The 16,290-nt window shown below is 37.3% G+C and carries 15 protein-coding genes; 10 read left to right on the forward strand and 5 right to left on the reverse strand.

Annotated elements, in window-relative coordinates; translation table 11 throughout:
* Positions 1 to 377: 377 nt before the first annotated feature.
* The 6 genes from PHF18_RS10615 (at position 378) to pncB (ending at position 9,248) form a co-directional block, all read left to right on the forward strand.
* Positions 378 to 2,543 (forward strand): cobalamin-dependent protein, encoded by a 2,166-nt coding sequence (locus tag PHF18_RS10615; protein WP_300102323.1) that lies wholly within the window; start codon positions 378 to 380, stop codon positions 2,541 to 2,543.
* Between the two features lie 36 nt (positions 2,544 to 2,579).
* Positions 2,580 to 3,755 carry a radical SAM protein gene (locus PHF18_RS10620; protein ID WP_300102326.1) on the forward strand — a complete coding sequence of 392 codons (1,176 nt, stop codon included), beginning with the start codon at positions 2,580 to 2,582 and terminating at the stop codon, positions 3,753 to 3,755.
* Complete coding sequence (locus PHF18_RS10625; protein WP_300102329.1) at positions 3,756 to 4,454, forward strand: hypothetical protein; 699 nt, start codon at positions 3,756 to 3,758, stop codon at positions 4,452 to 4,454.
* Positions 4,455 to 4,484: 30 nt separating this feature from the next.
* Positions 4,485 to 5,399, forward strand: coding sequence for a DUF2797 domain-containing protein (locus tag PHF18_RS10630; RefSeq protein WP_300102332.1), 915 nt, complete (start codon positions 4,485 to 4,487; stop codon positions 5,397 to 5,399).
* A gap of 1,072 nt (positions 5,400 to 6,471) precedes the next feature.
* The gene (locus PHF18_RS10635) at positions 6,472 to 7,332 is read left to right on the forward strand and encodes a hypothetical protein (RefSeq protein ID WP_300102335.1); all 861 of its coding nucleotides are present in this window, start codon (positions 6,472 to 6,474) and stop codon (positions 7,330 to 7,332) included.
* 710 nt (positions 7,333 to 8,042) lie between these two features.
* Positions 8,043 to 9,248, forward strand: coding sequence for a nicotinate phosphoribosyltransferase (gene pncB, locus PHF18_RS10640; protein WP_300102338.1), 1,206 nt, complete (start codon positions 8,043 to 8,045; stop codon positions 9,246 to 9,248).
* A 106-nt stretch (positions 9,249 to 9,354) separates the two neighbouring features.
* On the opposite strand, the gene PHF18_RS10645 is transcribed toward pncB, so the two are convergent.
* Both PHF18_RS10645 and PHF18_RS10650 read right to left on the reverse strand, forming a co-directional pair.
* The gene (locus PHF18_RS10645) at positions 9,355 to 9,981 is read right to left on the reverse strand and encodes a LysE family translocator (RefSeq protein ID WP_300102341.1); all 627 of its coding nucleotides are present in this window, start codon (positions 9,979 to 9,981) and stop codon (positions 9,355 to 9,357) included.
* A 96-nt stretch (positions 9,982 to 10,077) separates the two neighbouring features.
* Positions 10,078 to 10,857, reverse strand: a complete 780-nt coding sequence (locus tag PHF18_RS10650) for an alpha/beta hydrolase (protein WP_300102344.1) — start codon at positions 10,855 to 10,857, stop codon at positions 10,078 to 10,080.
* Between the two features lie 187 nt (positions 10,858 to 11,044).
* On the opposite strand from PHF18_RS10650, the gene PHF18_RS10655 reads away from it, so the two are divergent.
* Complete coding sequence (locus tag PHF18_RS10655; RefSeq protein ID WP_300102347.1) at positions 11,045 to 12,259, forward strand: multidrug effflux MFS transporter; 1,215 nt, start codon at positions 11,045 to 11,047, stop codon at positions 12,257 to 12,259.
* 248 nt (positions 12,260 to 12,507) lie between these two features.
* Here the strand turns inward: PHF18_RS10655 and PHF18_RS10660 are convergent, their stop codons facing one another.
* From PHF18_RS10660 to PHF18_RS10670, 3 genes are all read right to left on the reverse strand, one after another.
* Positions 12,508 to 13,446, reverse strand: a complete 939-nt coding sequence (locus tag PHF18_RS10660) for a hypothetical protein (RefSeq protein WP_300102350.1) — start codon at positions 13,444 to 13,446, stop codon at positions 12,508 to 12,510.
* Between the two features lie 196 nt (positions 13,447 to 13,642).
* Positions 13,643 to 13,855 (reverse strand): hypothetical protein, encoded by a 213-nt coding sequence (locus PHF18_RS10665; protein WP_300102353.1) that lies wholly within the window; start codon positions 13,853 to 13,855, stop codon positions 13,643 to 13,645.
* 9 nt (positions 13,856 to 13,864) lie between these two features.
* Positions 13,865 to 14,533 carry a flavodoxin family protein gene (locus PHF18_RS10670; RefSeq protein ID WP_300102355.1) on the reverse strand — a complete coding sequence of 223 codons (669 nt, stop codon included), beginning with the start codon at positions 14,531 to 14,533 and terminating at the stop codon, positions 13,865 to 13,867.
* Between the two features lie 364 nt (positions 14,534 to 14,897).
* On the opposite strand from PHF18_RS10670, the gene PHF18_RS10675 reads away from it, so the two are divergent.
* The 3 genes from PHF18_RS10675 (at position 14,898) to PHF18_RS10685 (ending at position 16,285) form a co-directional block, all read left to right on the forward strand.
* Positions 14,898 to 15,116 carry an antitoxin VapB family protein gene (locus PHF18_RS10675; RefSeq protein WP_300102358.1) on the forward strand — a complete coding sequence of 73 codons (219 nt, stop codon included), beginning with the start codon at positions 14,898 to 14,900 and terminating at the stop codon, positions 15,114 to 15,116.
* Complete coding sequence (locus PHF18_RS10680; protein WP_300102361.1) at positions 15,113 to 15,496, forward strand: type II toxin-antitoxin system VapC family toxin; 384 nt, start codon at positions 15,113 to 15,115, stop codon at positions 15,494 to 15,496. The genes PHF18_RS10675 and PHF18_RS10680 overlap by 4 nt, the downstream gene beginning before the upstream one ends.
* 186 nt (positions 15,497 to 15,682) lie before the next feature.
* The gene (locus PHF18_RS10685; RefSeq protein WP_300102363.1) at positions 15,683 to 16,285 is read left to right on the forward strand and encodes a hypothetical protein; all 603 of its coding nucleotides are present in this window, start codon (positions 15,683 to 15,685) and stop codon (positions 16,283 to 16,285) included.
* Positions 16,286 to 16,290: the final 5 nt, after the last annotated feature.

A 16,290-nucleotide genomic window follows, 5' to 3' on the forward strand; every position in this document is an offset into this window, starting at 1 on the left:
ATTACACTCTTTATTTGTGGATGAAAAGTTTCACCAAATTCATTCCGATTGATAATTATTTTGATATTCAGGTAACCTTTGTTTCCAAATTTTGAAAGCATATGAGAAGCTTTGAAAAGATACTATGTCAATAGACCTCTATTTTGAGATTTTTCTTAGGAACAAGAAAAAAATGTAGTCTTTAAAAGGTTACCTGAATAATTAAGAAAAATCACTAGAGTAGGAATTTTGTCAAATAAAAACAGAGTTCATTTATATATGATGGCATATACATCTTTAAAATTGGAGTAAAAATCCAACAGTAAGAGGGAGGATGTTTGTTTCGACGATTGAATAACCAAAATACAGTTTTAGATAAATTGGAGGAAAGTAACCAAATGGACAGGTTCAGAAACATACTTTCCAAGTTTTGGTTAAGTCCGGAAGAAATGGTCGATCTAATTGTAAATGATATCGAGAAACATACAAAGAATAATTCCTTAAAAGTGATTGTTTCTGGAGAGACTGAAAACATTTCACTATATATATTGGACAAAAATAATGTGTTTGTTTTTTCTCCTTTTTCCCCAATTGAAAACAACGTCTTACTGAATGAAATTTATGATAAAGAGAAAATTCCATTAAATATAAATTCATATATATTTTCCCTTGATAATGAGATTCTGAATAGGCTAAAGATGCCAAAAGTATTATTCGTAAATCCTTGTGTTAATGAAAACTTTCCAATCCCACGATTATGTTTGAGTATTGGAGTTCTAGCAGGTTACCTCCGAAAATATCAAAAGGCCGAGGTACGCATAATCGATATGCAAATGAATTTTACCCTAAGTGACGTTGAAAAATGCGTTGAACTTTTTTCTCCAGATATGATATCGATATCAATCTCCTTTGGACAAAAGGATTTAGCAATATCTATATTGGAAAAGGTGTATAAAAATAAATGCTCAAATAAAAAACCATTAATAGTTATAGGAAATATTATTCCAGCTTCCTATCCTCAAGAATTCTTGGACTTGTATCCTAATATATTGATATCTCATGGGGAAGGAGAGATTACTCTTCTTAAGTTAATTGACTATATTAAAGGAAAATGCAAATTATCAGAAGTCCCCGGTCTTGTTTATTTGAATGAAATAAATATAATGAAAAGAACGGAAAACTCCTCAGTTTCTATGTCGGATATTCCATTACCAGCTTTGGATACGATAAAAAGTATTTCAGACCTCCGTGGAGCTTTGACTCTAGAACTAAGTAGAGGGTGTCAATGGAATTCTTGTTCAATCTGTCCCCGTGAGCATAAGTCTTCTCTATGGAAAACATATAATCCAGAAGAAGTTTCAAGGTTGTTTTATCTTATTCATAAAGTGTGTGAGGAATTCAATTTAGAAAAACATATCTTTCTCGCTGATGAAGAATTCATTGGAGGTACAAGTGATGAAGAAACTGAAAGAATTCAAAACATATGTAATATTTTCATAAATTGTAAACGCCATCTGAAATATGATGCTTCTACACGAGTAGACCAGATATATAATCCTAATAAAGATGATGAATGGCACATCAAAAGAGTGGAAATGTGGCACTTTTGCAAGAAATCGGGTCTCGAAAAACTATTTGTCGGAATAGAATCTGGCTCAGATAATCAATTGAAAAGGTACAATAAAGGAATCAAGAAAAGTGACTCAGTAATTGCAATTCGTATTCTAACTGCCCTTGGGATATCTCCTAGATTTGGGTTTATCACCTTTGACCCTCTAATGCAAGGTTTTAATGATCTTAAGGAAAATATTGAGTTTTTAAGCAGGACTGATGCCTTCATAAATAAAATTGATGTAGAAAAATATGGCTATAAAAAACTGTTTCATTTGTTGCAAGATGAACGTTTTGTAGAAGCAAACAAAACAGGTATACCTATTTACGCTGGCGTTTCTTATATGTTAGCCAGTCTTGAAGTTTTAATAAACAGTCCTTATGTGGAAATGATTAGAGAAGTTGAACAAAATAAAAGGAAAATGTTAATTTCAAACGACGTTCCTGATATAAATATGTGTAGATACAAAACCAAATATTTAGATGAATTTATTCAAGATATAAGCGTATCTGCACAGAAATGGATTGACAGAAATTTTGCAGTTGCATACTGCATCAAAAGTTTGCACAAAGTTGCTCCACCTAGTGAAAAAAAAATATTAATGAATTGGATGATAACTTATAGAAAGATAAGTTTATTCCTTCTAAGAGCCCTAATTTATATCTTTGATGAAAATGAGAATGAATCAATAATTGTCCCACTTGAGAATCCTCACATAATAAATAACATTAGAAACATAAGACTAAAATATAAACATGATAAGTCCCTTAATAGATTGACTTTGATTCTTAAATGCATGGACATATTTGAGGATTTAATTAAAAAGCAGAACGATGAAATGTTTCACTTATTAGAAATTGGGATGGTCTCAGATAATTCAAACAACGATCTTTACACAATTTTGCATACTTGGAAAAATAACATGGGAATTTGGAAGCTAATAAATGGATGAAAACAGCTTTTTTAATTATCAAAATGAGCCTATGAAGTGGTTGAAGAGGCAGAAAATATGTCCGAGAGAATAACTAACAAAGAATTAACAATGATAAAATTACAACTTTTAGCTAATGGCATTAGTTTCGATTCAAATTTTTTAAAAAATTACAATAATTCTGTATACATTGAAAAGAGATGGGCTTATGGAAATGGTGACGAGGAAGTATTTGCTTGTAAAATTCCCCAAGAAATAAAGCTAAAAGACATCGTAGTAGCAGTCCATTATAGGAAAGATTCTAAATGGGTGCTTACATCTTCAGGGGATAAATACAGTTTGAATTATAATGATAGTTTTATTATAGACGTCACATTTCCTTTGCGCCCAAAATTCTATGATGAAAAACTAAAAAATGGTACTTATTGCAGATCTGTGGGCACACTTTATGGGGGAGGAGCACTTGGGATATTCTCACCCGGATCATGTTATAATTTTAAGCAAGGTTTGCCTTGCAAGTTTTGTTCCTTAGAGCCGACTCGTAACAAGCTAGGTGACCATGTTAAAGATATTACTCCGGAACTAGCGGCTGAACTCGTTGAAGTTGCACTTACAAAAGATTCGAATTTGATCGGACAGATTATGTTAAATGGGGGTAACTATCCAAGCAATGATTATGGCTTTCTAAAACAAGTCAACACTGTAAAATTGATTCGTGAAAAAATGAGTGGGCTTGAATTAAAGGACAATATAGAGATCCATTTAATTGGTATGCCACCCGATGATCTCAGTCTGTTAGATGAATTAAGCGACTTGGATGTCCAAGTTTCAATGAACATAGAAGTGTATTCTCCAGAAATCTTTGAAGATATAGCTCCAGGGAAACATAAATTTTATGGAAGAAACAAAATAATAAAAGGCTTAGAAAAAGCAGTAGATATATTGGGAAAAGGTAATGTTTATACAGTGTTTTTGGGGGGTTTGGAACCGATGCAATCTCTTGAAAATGGACTTTACTTTATGGCACAAAAAGGAATAAATCCCGTGATTAATGTTTTTCATCCAGACCCAAAATCAGGTTTAGGAAATTATCCTCGTGTTTCCGTAGAGTCTATGGAAAAAATGGGAGAAATACTACAAGAAGTTTATACGAAATTCAATTTTAGGTCTCTTTTTCAAGGGTTTGGAAGGAATTCTTTGGATAACGAAGCTTATTTGGGATATTTTGGCTAAATGGGAATGGATAATATGAATACAATAGAATCTGAAGATGATCTTAGAAAAATTTGCACGTTTTGTGCAGAGATAAAAAAGCAGGAGCAGTATAACTTATATTGCGAAATGTTTGGGAAACAAATAAATTATAGATATATTCTAAAAGAAACAGAACATTTTTTAGTAATACCTCCTGCCGGCTCTTTTGTTCCAGGTTATCTCGAAATAATACCCAAAGAACATGTACCTTCTTTTGGAAAATTATCTAGTAAACTAGATGAAGAACTAACTTGTTTGCGTATTCTAGTTGAAGATTGGATTAAAAAATATTACAGCAAATATGTAATATACTTTGAACACGGTTCGGCTAATTTCAAGAACAGAGGAGGGAGCACTTCAGATCATGCTCATTTGCATATAGTCCCTGTTCCAAAATATGTTGACTTGGCTCCTAGTTTATTCAGGGACTTTAATCCCATAAAAATAATTGATTTTTCGGCAATTCACGAACAAGTAAAAAATGGAAATCCTTACCTATTATATACACATCATGACAACATTATGTACATATGTGATGCTTCTAACGCGAAGTCCCAATATTTCCGGCGTGAAACATTAATTCAGTTAGGATTAGAAGAACTATGGGATTGGAAAACAAATCTCGGAAGAGAAAATATAATGAAAACAATAGAAATGTCTGAAAAATATGCATTTTAATGAATAGAAAGTATCGCTGGGTACTATAACATGACAATCAAACAATTTATAAAAGTGAAATGGGATGACAACGCAGATGCATATTTAGAATTTTTTGATTACAAAAAAAATACATTTGAATTTATCCCAGCTAAAGAAAAAATGATAATAAAAAAGATGACTAAAAAATATTGTAAGGGACACTTCAATTTAGAAAAGATGCAGGAATTTCCTTGTGAAAAAAAGACTGATTTAACAGAAAGTAATTACATTGTATGTAAAGAATGTAATGAACTAACAGGATTTAATTTATGCCTATTTTGTAAAGGTGATAAATGTTCATCACAAAGTAAGAATGCAATTGAGTTTTGTAAGAAAAAACATGTTGTTTACTTGGCTTATTTTCCCGGTGATAGACTTAAAGTCGGCACAGCCGTTTATGAGCGAAGGTTCGAAAGACTTTTAGAGCAGGGCGCTTTATACTCAATTTTCATCGCAATTGCTGACGGCAGAACAGTGAGAGCTATAGAAACAAGTGTAGCAAATTTAGGAATAAGTGATAAGGTAAGTAATAAATATAAAATTAAACATATTATTATTGATAAGTCTAGTGAAGAGATTAAAGATATACTAATTAGCAAACTAGATGACATTAAACCCAATATCAGTCCCAGATTTAAGAATTTCTTAATCGATCCTGAATTTAATAACTTTGGAATTATATTCGATAAAGCAGCTCCTTTACTCAAATCAAAAACAACTCAATTGACATTACAATTCTTTGAAGAGACCGAGAATAATAAAATAATAGATCTCGATTACACAATTCAGAATGAGACAAATATCATTGAAGGCATTATTTTAGCTTCAATAGGTAGTATAATATTAATTAAGCGAGATGGAACTGTATATGCCGTCGATTTAAAAAAACTCACTGGTTGGTTGGTAGACGTGGACATTAATTGAATTAAGCCTAAGTTAAATCTTTTGTCAAATATAGTCACCCATGGATATCAAGTAACATGATTATACTTGAGACAAGTATATTAATTCAGTTATGAGCTTGAATAGGTTACTATGGATAATATTGCTAAAGCAATTATTAACACCTATGATAAAAACAGATGAGACTTAAGCTTTATTATTGGTCAAAAATAGTTTGAGCCCAGCTAAAGTCGCAGAAGATTTTTTAGTTTATAGCTCAAACGGTTTACTGTTAGAGCTTATCCTAAAACTCAAATTTTGCTCATTTGAATATTTATTCCGAATAATAGTGGTGTTCCAGATCATGAAAGTAATCATTAAAACTTTTAATGACTAAAAATCAAACTGCGTGTGGCCACCCCAACCTAAACAGGCTGTCCGACAATTCAATTTAAGGGCAAAAACATGTAATAAATAAGGTGTATAAAGCCTCTAAATAGAAAAAGGAGGAAATTTAATAATACTTAGAGTAATTATCGGACAGCTTGTAAAGGACAGGGTATTCGTGACCCTTTGCACTCCCGAAGTAATAAAATGGCTTTTGGGATGAGTTATTGGATAAAGCTTACTGAAAAAATGTAGGTGCAAAAATTTCATTCTAGACCAAACTGGCAAAAATCAAAAAAGCAGAAGAGTTTTATCAAACAATAAAAATATGGCTGCAAACACTAGTGGCTAGGAAATTTAGTTCTGAGTCTTCATAATTAAGAAAGGGACCATGGATGAGGTATTGTCTAAGTATTAACGCCCAGTAATTAAATTGTCATGACACTAGTGCAGCGATTCCAAACTAAATCCCTTACTTAGTAGAAAATTCGTTAATCAATAGACAAACCAAAAACCAAGGTTTTATGAGCATACTTTGGAATTGCAACACTAGATTCTCATCCAATTGCTCCATAGGAACTCAATAGAGTATTGTTGGAGAACGACCCACAAACGTCAAGAACGATAAAGTAATGCAAACGTATTAAAGTATATGGAAAATCTAGATAAATTTTGGGAGAATGTATACTTATACATAAGACCCCTCATTATTTAAAATGGTGACTATATGGATGAAATTATTTTTTTTAATACCGAAGATGCAGAATCTCTAACATTATTATCACCTTTTAAATCTCATCGGAAAGTAAATGGTCTATTATCAGCATTGTTCTACAAATTACCAGTTTCTAAAGAGGGGTTCTTGCTCATTAATCCTATTTCAAATATTGAAACTATTTTGAATGATCATAATTATGAAATAGTGATGTGTAGACCAGATGCTCTAATAGGCGAAGGGAATTATTTACCAAGAGGTAGAGATTTACCACCAGAAAAAATAAACTCGTTTTTACTTGAAACGAAAAAAATCCATAAATCAGGGATACTTTTGGGTTTTAGACATCCCTCCATAGAGTTAACTGAGAAATATATTCCAAGATACAAGACATCTGGAGCAATAGTTGTTATTTTTAATGTTGGGGATTGTATCATATTTGAACATGTTGGACCTGGATTTGATGTTGGTGAGATTACACGGGGGAAAACAGTTCATAATAGTGTGATTATTCCATGGAATGACAGGTTCGATAAACCATCTCAAATATTTAGACTAGCAAGAATGAAATTATATCAAAGATTTCACATAGATTACAAACAATATTTAGAGGTGAGGCAAAGTAGGATAAAAGAATTAGTTGAAAACTTAGGAGAAATTCTCATTGATGATATTAATTCATCAATTCCTTTAAAACCAACTGAGTTAGACTTTAAACTATTTTTAAATGTATATGCAAATTGTATTGAAAAATTAATATATTCAGAAACAACATCGTTAGGTAATAAATTTGGTATAGTTCTGAATGTATACAATGAGAAAATACACATTTTCGAAATATGGAGAACTGAAAAGTTAAATAAGTTTAGCTGAAAATTTAGTTTTATTCTAATGATCTCAAATTAACTCTGAAATACCTGATTTAATGCGACAATTGTTTCTTTATAAACCTAAGATATATTCATTTGTATTCGGTCAGGATACGAAGCGCCCATAAAGTGTTATTTTTATACTAATATCTAAGAATTATATAGGAAAATAGCGATATGTGGTATTCGAAGTTGTGCATAAAAATCGTTAACCGATGACAAATGAGGATATAGTTATATGACCCTTTAATCTCTCTACTTATTTGATTTATAACCTAAATTCAGCAGGTAAACGTAATAAGAGATCTATTTTCATATTTAGCTCTCATGAGGTTCCCATCCTTGCAGCAAGCTGCAAGGTATTCGACTGAAGAAAACTTGCTTTTATGTAGATATATCAGAAATTTTAAAAACATAACCGGCTATATATCCCTAATTTGACATATTCTGCTAATTAATACAGTATTTTATTACAAAAAACATGTTGTAACGACACATTACCTTTAGGTAAAATGAAAAATGTCAAATATCAATAAACACAAAATATAAATTTGAATTGTATAAAGAAAACCGAAGCATGAAGCCCATTTATACATTACAAAATATATGATTCTGTCACACTAGGGATATATGTGAAGCAAAAAGCCACAATATTAATAAGAAGTTACGGATGTTGCGCCAGAAGCAACCTAAAACGTTAAAGGAAGGCCTTCCGTGATAAAATCCATACTTGATAACGATCTTTACAAGTTTACCATGCAAATGGCTGTACTGGAATTATTTCCCAAAGCAGAAGCAGAATACCGTTTTACCAACCGGGGATCTCAGCGCTTTTCCGAAGAGTTTGTAGACGAACTGAGAAGGGTCATAGACGAAGAAATAACCGGATTAAGGCTGACAGAAGACGAGTATCACTGGCTTGGTGAACACTGCTCTTTTCTGAAACCCATGTATCTTGAATACCTCAAGAATTTTCGTTTCAGACCCGAGGAAGTAAAAGTCTGCCTCACCGGAGAAAAAGAACTGGATATTCGGATAAAAGGGCCCTGGCACAGCACGATTCTGTGGGAAATTGTCATTATGGCTGCGGTTTCAGAGCTCTATTTCACAACTATAGAGAAGGAATGGAACAGGAGCACGAAAGACCCGGATACAGCCGAATCCGTACTTGCAGCTTATGGAGACAAAATCCTGGAACTCGGAAAGGATCTTGAGGAAAACGGCTGTCTTTTTGCTGAATTCGGGACTCGACGACGGAGAAGCTTTGAACTCCACGACCATGTAATGAAAACCCTCCTGCAGATAAAAACCCTTACAGGGACAAGCAATGTCTATTTTGCAAAAAAATATGGTTTAAAACCTATAGGTACGGTAGGTCACGAATGGATCATGGGCACTTCTGCGCTTGTAGGGCTCAGGTACGCTAACCGCTTCGCTTTTGAAAACTGGGTGGAGGTCTACAAAGGGGACCTTGGAATTGCCCTTACGGATACCTTCGGCTCTGAGGCTTTTTTTAAGGATATGGACCTGAAGCTGTCTAAAATCTACGATGGTTTCAGGCACGACAGTGGAGACCCCCTCATCTTTGTGGATAGGGTAATAGAGCATTACAGGAAAATGGGCATTGACCCCATGAAAAAGGTAATCGTTTTCAGTGACGCCCTCGACGCCGAAGCCGCAATTCGGCTCAAAAAGTATTGCCAGGACAAAATCAACTGCAGTTTCGGAATCGGCACAAGCCTTACCAACAATTATGAGTTCTTCCGGGAAAGCCCTCCTCTGAATATGGTAATTAAACTCCACAGTGTTAACGGTATTCCGGTAGTGAAATTAAGCGATTCTCCCGAAAAAGAGACTGGGGAAAGGGACGCCCTCAGGGTTGCAAACTATATCGTAGGAAGAAAAGGGCTGGATGAATGATTTAACGAAGAAGAAATAGAAGAAGGAAAAGAAGAAGGAAAAGAAAGAAAAGAAAGAAAAGAAGGAAGAAATAAATACTTCAAAATAAAACCGGGAGCCTTTCTTCTTACTTATGGGACAGAGCAAGTTTTACCCCTATTGCAGTAAAGATGCTTGCTTTTCCCCATTTGATGTACTTCCCGATTCCGGGCTTTTGTGTAATTTTATCGCCAATAGTTCCGGCAAAGACCGAGATTGCAGAAAAGATCAGCCAGGCCTGTATCAGGAACACTATTCCCAAAAAAATCATTTGCATGGGGACACTGCCTGCTCCGGTATTTACAAACTGGGGAAGGAACGCAAGGAAGAAAAGGGCAACTTTAGGATTCAGGACATTCATGAAAATCCCGCGCCTGTAAAGGGCAAACGCATTATTTTCCCGGATAGGGGCAGAAGACACCAGCTGTTCATTCTCTTTTAAGGCATGCCAGGCAAGGTAAAGCAGGTAAGCTGCCCCGGCATATTTTACGATTTCAAAGGCAAGGGCAGATTTATACACAAGGGCGGAAATCCCGAAGGCAGCTGCACTGGTGTGGACAAGTATGCCTGTACACAAACCTGTTGCTGTTGCAATTCCTGCCGTTTTGCCCTGTGAAATGCTCTGAGTGAGCACGAATAGAATGTCGGGACCCGGAAGAAATGTAAGGGCTGCGGAGGCTGCAATGAAATAGATTAACTGGGATTGTTCGATCAAGCTTTCTCACTTTTTCCTTTAAAAACTTACCAATATGCGCGGAGTAAAAAGTATACCTAATCTACAAAAGTATACCTAATCTACAAGCAATTTTATTTAAATTTCTTTCTTTAATAAGTTGTAAAATTTTTCCTTTGCCTCTCTCTCAATCCAGGGCATATGCCCGCATTTTTCCAGCAAAATGAACCTGAAGTCCTTCAAAATCCCGAACAGGGGATCCCTTACTCCTTCAAAAGGGTGGGGGTCATAGTCCCCGTGAATTGCAACTACCGGGCACAGGATATTCTTCCCGAGTTCCAGGAGCTTACCGCTGCTCCTAAACTCGCTGGCTTCTTCCCAGACATTTTTATTGATATCGTAACGGCACTCAAGTAACTCATTATTGTGGGGAAGAGGGTCGTATGAGTCAGCAAGAGATATCAACTGCCCGAACCTTGCAAGGGATGCATTTTTGTCACCGGTGGAGAGGTCATTCAACACAAGCATCAGGGAAAAAGTTTCTTCCATCTCTACCTTGCTTAGCCGGCTAATCCGGGTTTTCATTATGTTTACAGCATACTTTTCTTCGTAGGGGCCGCTTCCGACAAGTATGAGTTTTTTTACGAATTCGGGGTGTCTGGCTGTGAAAATAAAGCTGAGCATTGCACCCCAGGAAGAGCCGATTAATGTGACCGGCAGGTCGGCGTGTTCTTCCAGCACTGCTTTCAGTTCCCGAACCTGGCCTTCAAGGGTTGCTTTCGTCTGGAGAGGTTCAAGGACTCCCCTAATGATGGAGAGTTCCCTGGCAACGGGAGCCATTTCTCCGGGGGTGCCGGGACCCCCATGAATGAGGGCTGCAGTAAAAGGTAGGTTTCCATATTTTCTCAGATTTTCCATGTTTATCAGGTTTAAGCTTTTTTGATTTAATAACAAATGGGTTTTCAAATTTATTGGTTCTCATCTTTACTTTCGTCAATTTTATATACAACTTAATTCCTTCGGTACTCATCCTGATTAGTTACATGTGTAACCATCTTCTTGCTCAATAACCATTTACTGACCAAAAAAGACAAAGGACCTTGCTATGGTTTTCCAACTAAAAACAGATAATTCCAATGAATATTTAAAAAGAAATCTAAAAGGAACGGTGCCGCTTCTGGCCCTTCTGACTGCCTTTCCTCCTCTTTCCACGGACATGATCTTACCGGCCATCCCCTCCCTGGCCGAAACCTGGAACGTTTCTCTGTCGGTGATTAACCTGATCCTTGTCTGTTTCTTTGTGACCTACGGGTTTTTCCTGCTCTTTTACGGCCCGATTTCCGACAGATTTGGCCGCCGTCGTCCCCTTCTTTTCGGGCTTGCGGTGTACATAGTGGCAAGCCTGCTCTGCGCCTTTGCGTCCAGTGCTCCCATGCTGATAGGTTTTCGTATACTGCAGGCTGCAGGAGCCGCTGCCAGTTCCTCCATCTCTATGGCCATGACCAAAGACATTTTCTCCGGACCGGAGCGGGAAAGGATTCTGGCTTATATAGCGGTTATAATGGCGCTTGCCCCGATGATTGCTCCGGTTGTTGGTGGCTGGATCCTTACAGATTTCTCCTGGCCCTGGATCTTTTTCATACAGGCAGTTATGGGATTACTCGGGCTGATAGGGGTTCTCCGCTTTCCGGAAACGCTCTCCAAGGTATCCGATACTCCGCTTTCCCGGGTAATGCACACCTACAGCCGGTTGCTGCTCAATCCTTCCTACATAGTCATGGTTCTGGTCATGTCAGCAAGCCTTTTTCCTCTGTACAGTTTCATTGCAGGCTCTTCTGATATCTACATTAACGGATTTGGTATGACTGAGCAGAAATACAGCTACTTCTTTGCCTTCAACGCCCTGGCCCTGATGATTGGTTCCTTCTCTTGCCTCCGGTTGATAAGAAGCATAAGTTCAAAGTATCTGATAACGGTTGGATTTGCAGGAATTTTCCTGGGAGGGGTTTTTCTTCTTCTTACCGGACAGCATGGTCCATGGAGTTTTGCGCTCCCGATGTTCCTGATCACATTTTCCCTGGGTCTGAGCCGTCCTCCGAGCAATAACCTTGTGCTCGAACAGGTTGACCGCGATGTAGGCTCGGCTTCTTCCCTGCTGATCTTCAGTTATTTCACTCTCGGGGCTGTTGGCATGTGGTTTATCTCCCTTGAATGGGCGGATAAGATCCCTGTGCTCGGAGCCATTGCTCTCGGCTGCGGAGCTCTCGTTCTGAGCGCATGGGTTGTTTTTCAGAGGAAAGACATCGGAAGGGTTGCTTGAATTTTTTACTGGCAGCCGTGACTAAATTTCAGAATAGAACAGGCTTTCATACGCTGGAGATATAATAAAATTCCAGGAAGCTCTGTGGTTTTCGGTTTGCGCGGCGAAGTTTATTGGAGAGTTGAGAACCGCGCCCCGGATTTTCCACAATAACTCTACAGATATTATGTGTTGTACATGCAGTTATAGTTGGGTTACATACAACCCTTACATTAGTCGGGTTACATACAACCTTTACATTAGTCGGGTTACATACAACCCTTACATTTGGAACAATCGCCACAGGGTGTTGCTTCCGTATAGTCACCGCCTGTGATTTTGAACATAGATTCAGATATCCTGTAGTCGGCTGCTCTGCTGCCGTCATCAATCGTTACAGTATCATCGCCAAAGAGCAATTTTATCGGCACTTTTTCATATTCCTCCATCAGGCCCGGTTTTAGCTTTGGGAAAATAACTTTCTTTTCACCATTGCTTTTTCTGGCCATAATGATGTCAAAGGTAGCAAGAGAAGTTAATCTGCCGTTTCTGTCAAAACCCAGGGAGTTTTTATCCGCATCGATACCCAATGCATTCGTATCGTATGCATTTATCGAACCAATAGGGGTTTTAACAGGGACCGGGACTGCTGGTTCTACGGATTCTATGCTGCCATCTTCAAAAAGTTTAAATCCTGTTCGGATGGGGATTTTTCCTGTCGGGGTATCAATTGTGATTCTTTCGGTAGGCCACAGAATCAGGCTTCTGACTTTTCCATCCGGATAAAAGCGCAAACCGATTATCCTTGCACTGAAGTTACCAAACGGAAAGGTAAAATCATATTTCTGTGCCAGTGCACCTTCTTCTTCTTCTGACCAGAAACCGCTGATTTGCCCGTTTAAAGGGAACAAACTATTGATGGAACCGTCTTCAAAAAAAGTGACCAGTTCAGCCGGAAATATTCCTATTGATGTGCTCACTTCAGTTTTCTGCTCTAAAGAAATGCTTTTAATTTGCCCGCTTTTATGGAAAGACAAAACTTTTAATTGCTTTGTTCTAACTCCGGGATTTCCGTACTGCGGAACAAAATTGCCGTATTTTGTGCTAATCAAATTGTAATCTTTAAGCTTACACTCCTTCAGTTCGCCGCCATCATATGTGGTAAAGCTTGTAATCCCTTGGATTCCACTTGTTTCAACAGTTAACATTATGTTCCTCCCTGACAAAAAAAATGAATCAAGTTCTTTGCTTTGCCAGAGATGGCAAAGCCTTAATTTTTTGCGTGCCCAACTTGACTTTCATTTTAAGTACAACTTCAAGACTCCGTTGTTGCAGTATTTTTTGTCGAACGCTTATTCCAATATACTACTCCAAATTAGAGGAATACAGAATCCTATTTCCTATTTAATAATATATATAACTTTCTTTTGAAGCTCCTATTAAGTACTCAGTAATGAAGGGAATTCCGAATTGAATACCTTCCAAAAAATATATTTCTACAGTGTATTTTTGTTTCTTTTGTGGAGTTATGGAGCTAACGCTCAAGATTGGCTTAATAGTTACAGGAGGAAATACAGGAGGAAACGGCTTTATGGTTCTTTTCGTGATATCTATCATTTATTGTTTTTAATTCTGTGTCTTTCCAGTTTTTTGTCGCTTTACGAACCTGGCCCCCATCTCAAAGGCTTTCTTACAGTCCTGAGGGAACACTTCTTCTCGCCTTTTTGCCTTTTCCTCGGGATCAAACATGTCACCAACATACTTTGAATAATCATCGAACTGGTAGGTATCGGTGCAGCACAGAGATTCGGAGTATCCGAAGATTCTCTTCGCCATATATTCATTCACTTCAATAGTTTTCTTGAGCCCAAACATATCGAAGTATTCTTCCGTTACTCCCATTGTGTAGATAAAACCAACAGGGATATTTTTCGGATAGAGCGAGGGCAGGGTATTGGAGTAAACGAGGTATGGGAATACATAGCGTTCCATAAATGACCTCATCTCCCCCGTAGAGTTCCCAAGATAGATGGGCGATCCCAGGATTATTGCATCGGCATCTTTCAGCTTCTCCAGCACGGGTGTCAACTCGTCCTGCATTGCGCATTTCCCATAACTTTTTCCACCCTTCAATTTACATGCAAAACAACTTGTACAGCCTTTAAAATTGAGGTCATAGAGGTGGATTATTTCTGTTTCTGCACCCTCCGAAGCTGCACCTTCAAGAGCTTTTTCCAGCAGGGTTGCTGTATTCCATTTCTTTCTGGGACTTCCGTTTATTGCTATTACTTTCATAATTTTACCTCCATATTTCCCGTTCGGATTGATCAGTTAATCTGGACCGACTGATCAGTCTAATTGATGTTTCATTTAGTTATAAATCTTCGACAGGATGATTATATAACCTTAAGATCCGGTCTTAAAATTCAAACAATTTTCACAATTGGATAATGAGTAACGTTAACTTCAGAAATTGATTGTAATTTTTTTGAAAAACAGGCTTTAAGTAAGCCTGATGCCGCAAAAAAGATCCAAAAAACAAGATCTGAGATCTATTTTTTGGGTTTTTGAACTCAGCTTTGCGGTGGAGAGGGTTTAAAGGGTCTGAAAACCGTCCCATGCGAAGAAAATATACTGCTGTGTATGCATACACAGATACATGAGTACAAAGACGATCTCAATCCGGGACGACACATACGACCTGTTAAAAAATGCAAAACGGGATGGGGAAAGTTTCAGCGACGTTATTGACCGCCTGCTGATGAAAGAAAAGGGGGACCTGTCGGTTTATTTTGGGGCATTGAAAAACGAAGAACTTCTGGAGGGGCTGGAAGAGGACTCCAGGAAAATAAGGGAACTTTCGAGGCTCAGGATATGATCGTACTTGACACCAGCACCCTTATCGACTTTTTCAGGGGTGTAGAAAAAACCCGGGAATTCATGGACAAAGATGTGGCAACCACTGTCATAAGTTACTATGAAATCCTCTCAGGGGTCAAACACAGAAAAGCCAGGAAAGAAGAGCAGTTCTTCAGAAGGTTCTTCTCCGAAATCGAAGTCCTGGACTTCGACCGAAAAGCTGCGGAAGAAGCGAGCGAGATAATGGGCAGGCTGTTGAGCCTTTGCACTCCGGTAAACAGCACGGATGTCCTGATAGCAGGCATAGCTATAGTGAGTGGGGCGGAAAAGATTGTTTCCAGGGATAGGGATTTTATCAGCATTGGGAAAGTTTCCGAGCTGGATGTTTTAGTTTACTGACTGGCATTTTTTGTGTAACTCTCCTATCATGTGCTGGATTTTTCATTTTCGATTTTTTGATTTTTACCGGGGTTTCGTTTTTGTAATCAATCCTCAACAACAGGCTAAGATAAAGGCATCCGTGAAAAAATAAGTTGATTTAAAAAAATTGCATAAGTGTTTAATATATTCAGGACTAAATAACTTTTGATTAAAATGGACTTTAGATTAATTTTTACAATTGGATTTGCAAGTTTTGTGGTTATTGTTATTGGACTGGCCCTTATTGTAACATATTCTCAGGAAAAAAAGCGTTCACAAAGTTTAGTAGATCAAGCTAAAGTACTCGGATTCAGGCCGGATACAAAAAACCTCGTTGAATCTTTACATCTTAAAGAAACGAGAATTGGAAACCGACAGAAGATTTACAACGTGTTTGCAGGCACATTCTGTGGGGTACCAGCAATTACTTTTGACATAGATATTTCAATTGGCAATTTAGGGCCTGCAAAAGGGACATCTCACGGGAACACGTTTAAGTCCTCATGTATAGTTTTTAAGCAAAATGCTCCGGTATTTTTATTACAGCCAAAATCACTTTTATCCAGAAATGCATACAACGATGACTTTTCTCTGGATGGAGACGCATCTTTTCTAACTGATACTCTTGCCCAAAAAATTCAAAAAAAATATAAAATTGAATCTACCGGAACCCATGTATCATTTGTTCCTTCCGGAAAGCGGATTCAAAACATCAATGAGGCATTGGAAAATGCTTACAGCGTATTTAAACAGATATCTCCACGATAAGACCT

This window comes from Methanosarcina sp. (genome assembly GCF_028693135.1).
In the GTDB taxonomy this organism is placed as follows: domain Archaea; phylum Halobacteriota; class Methanosarcinia; order Methanosarcinales; family Methanosarcinaceae; genus Methanosarcina.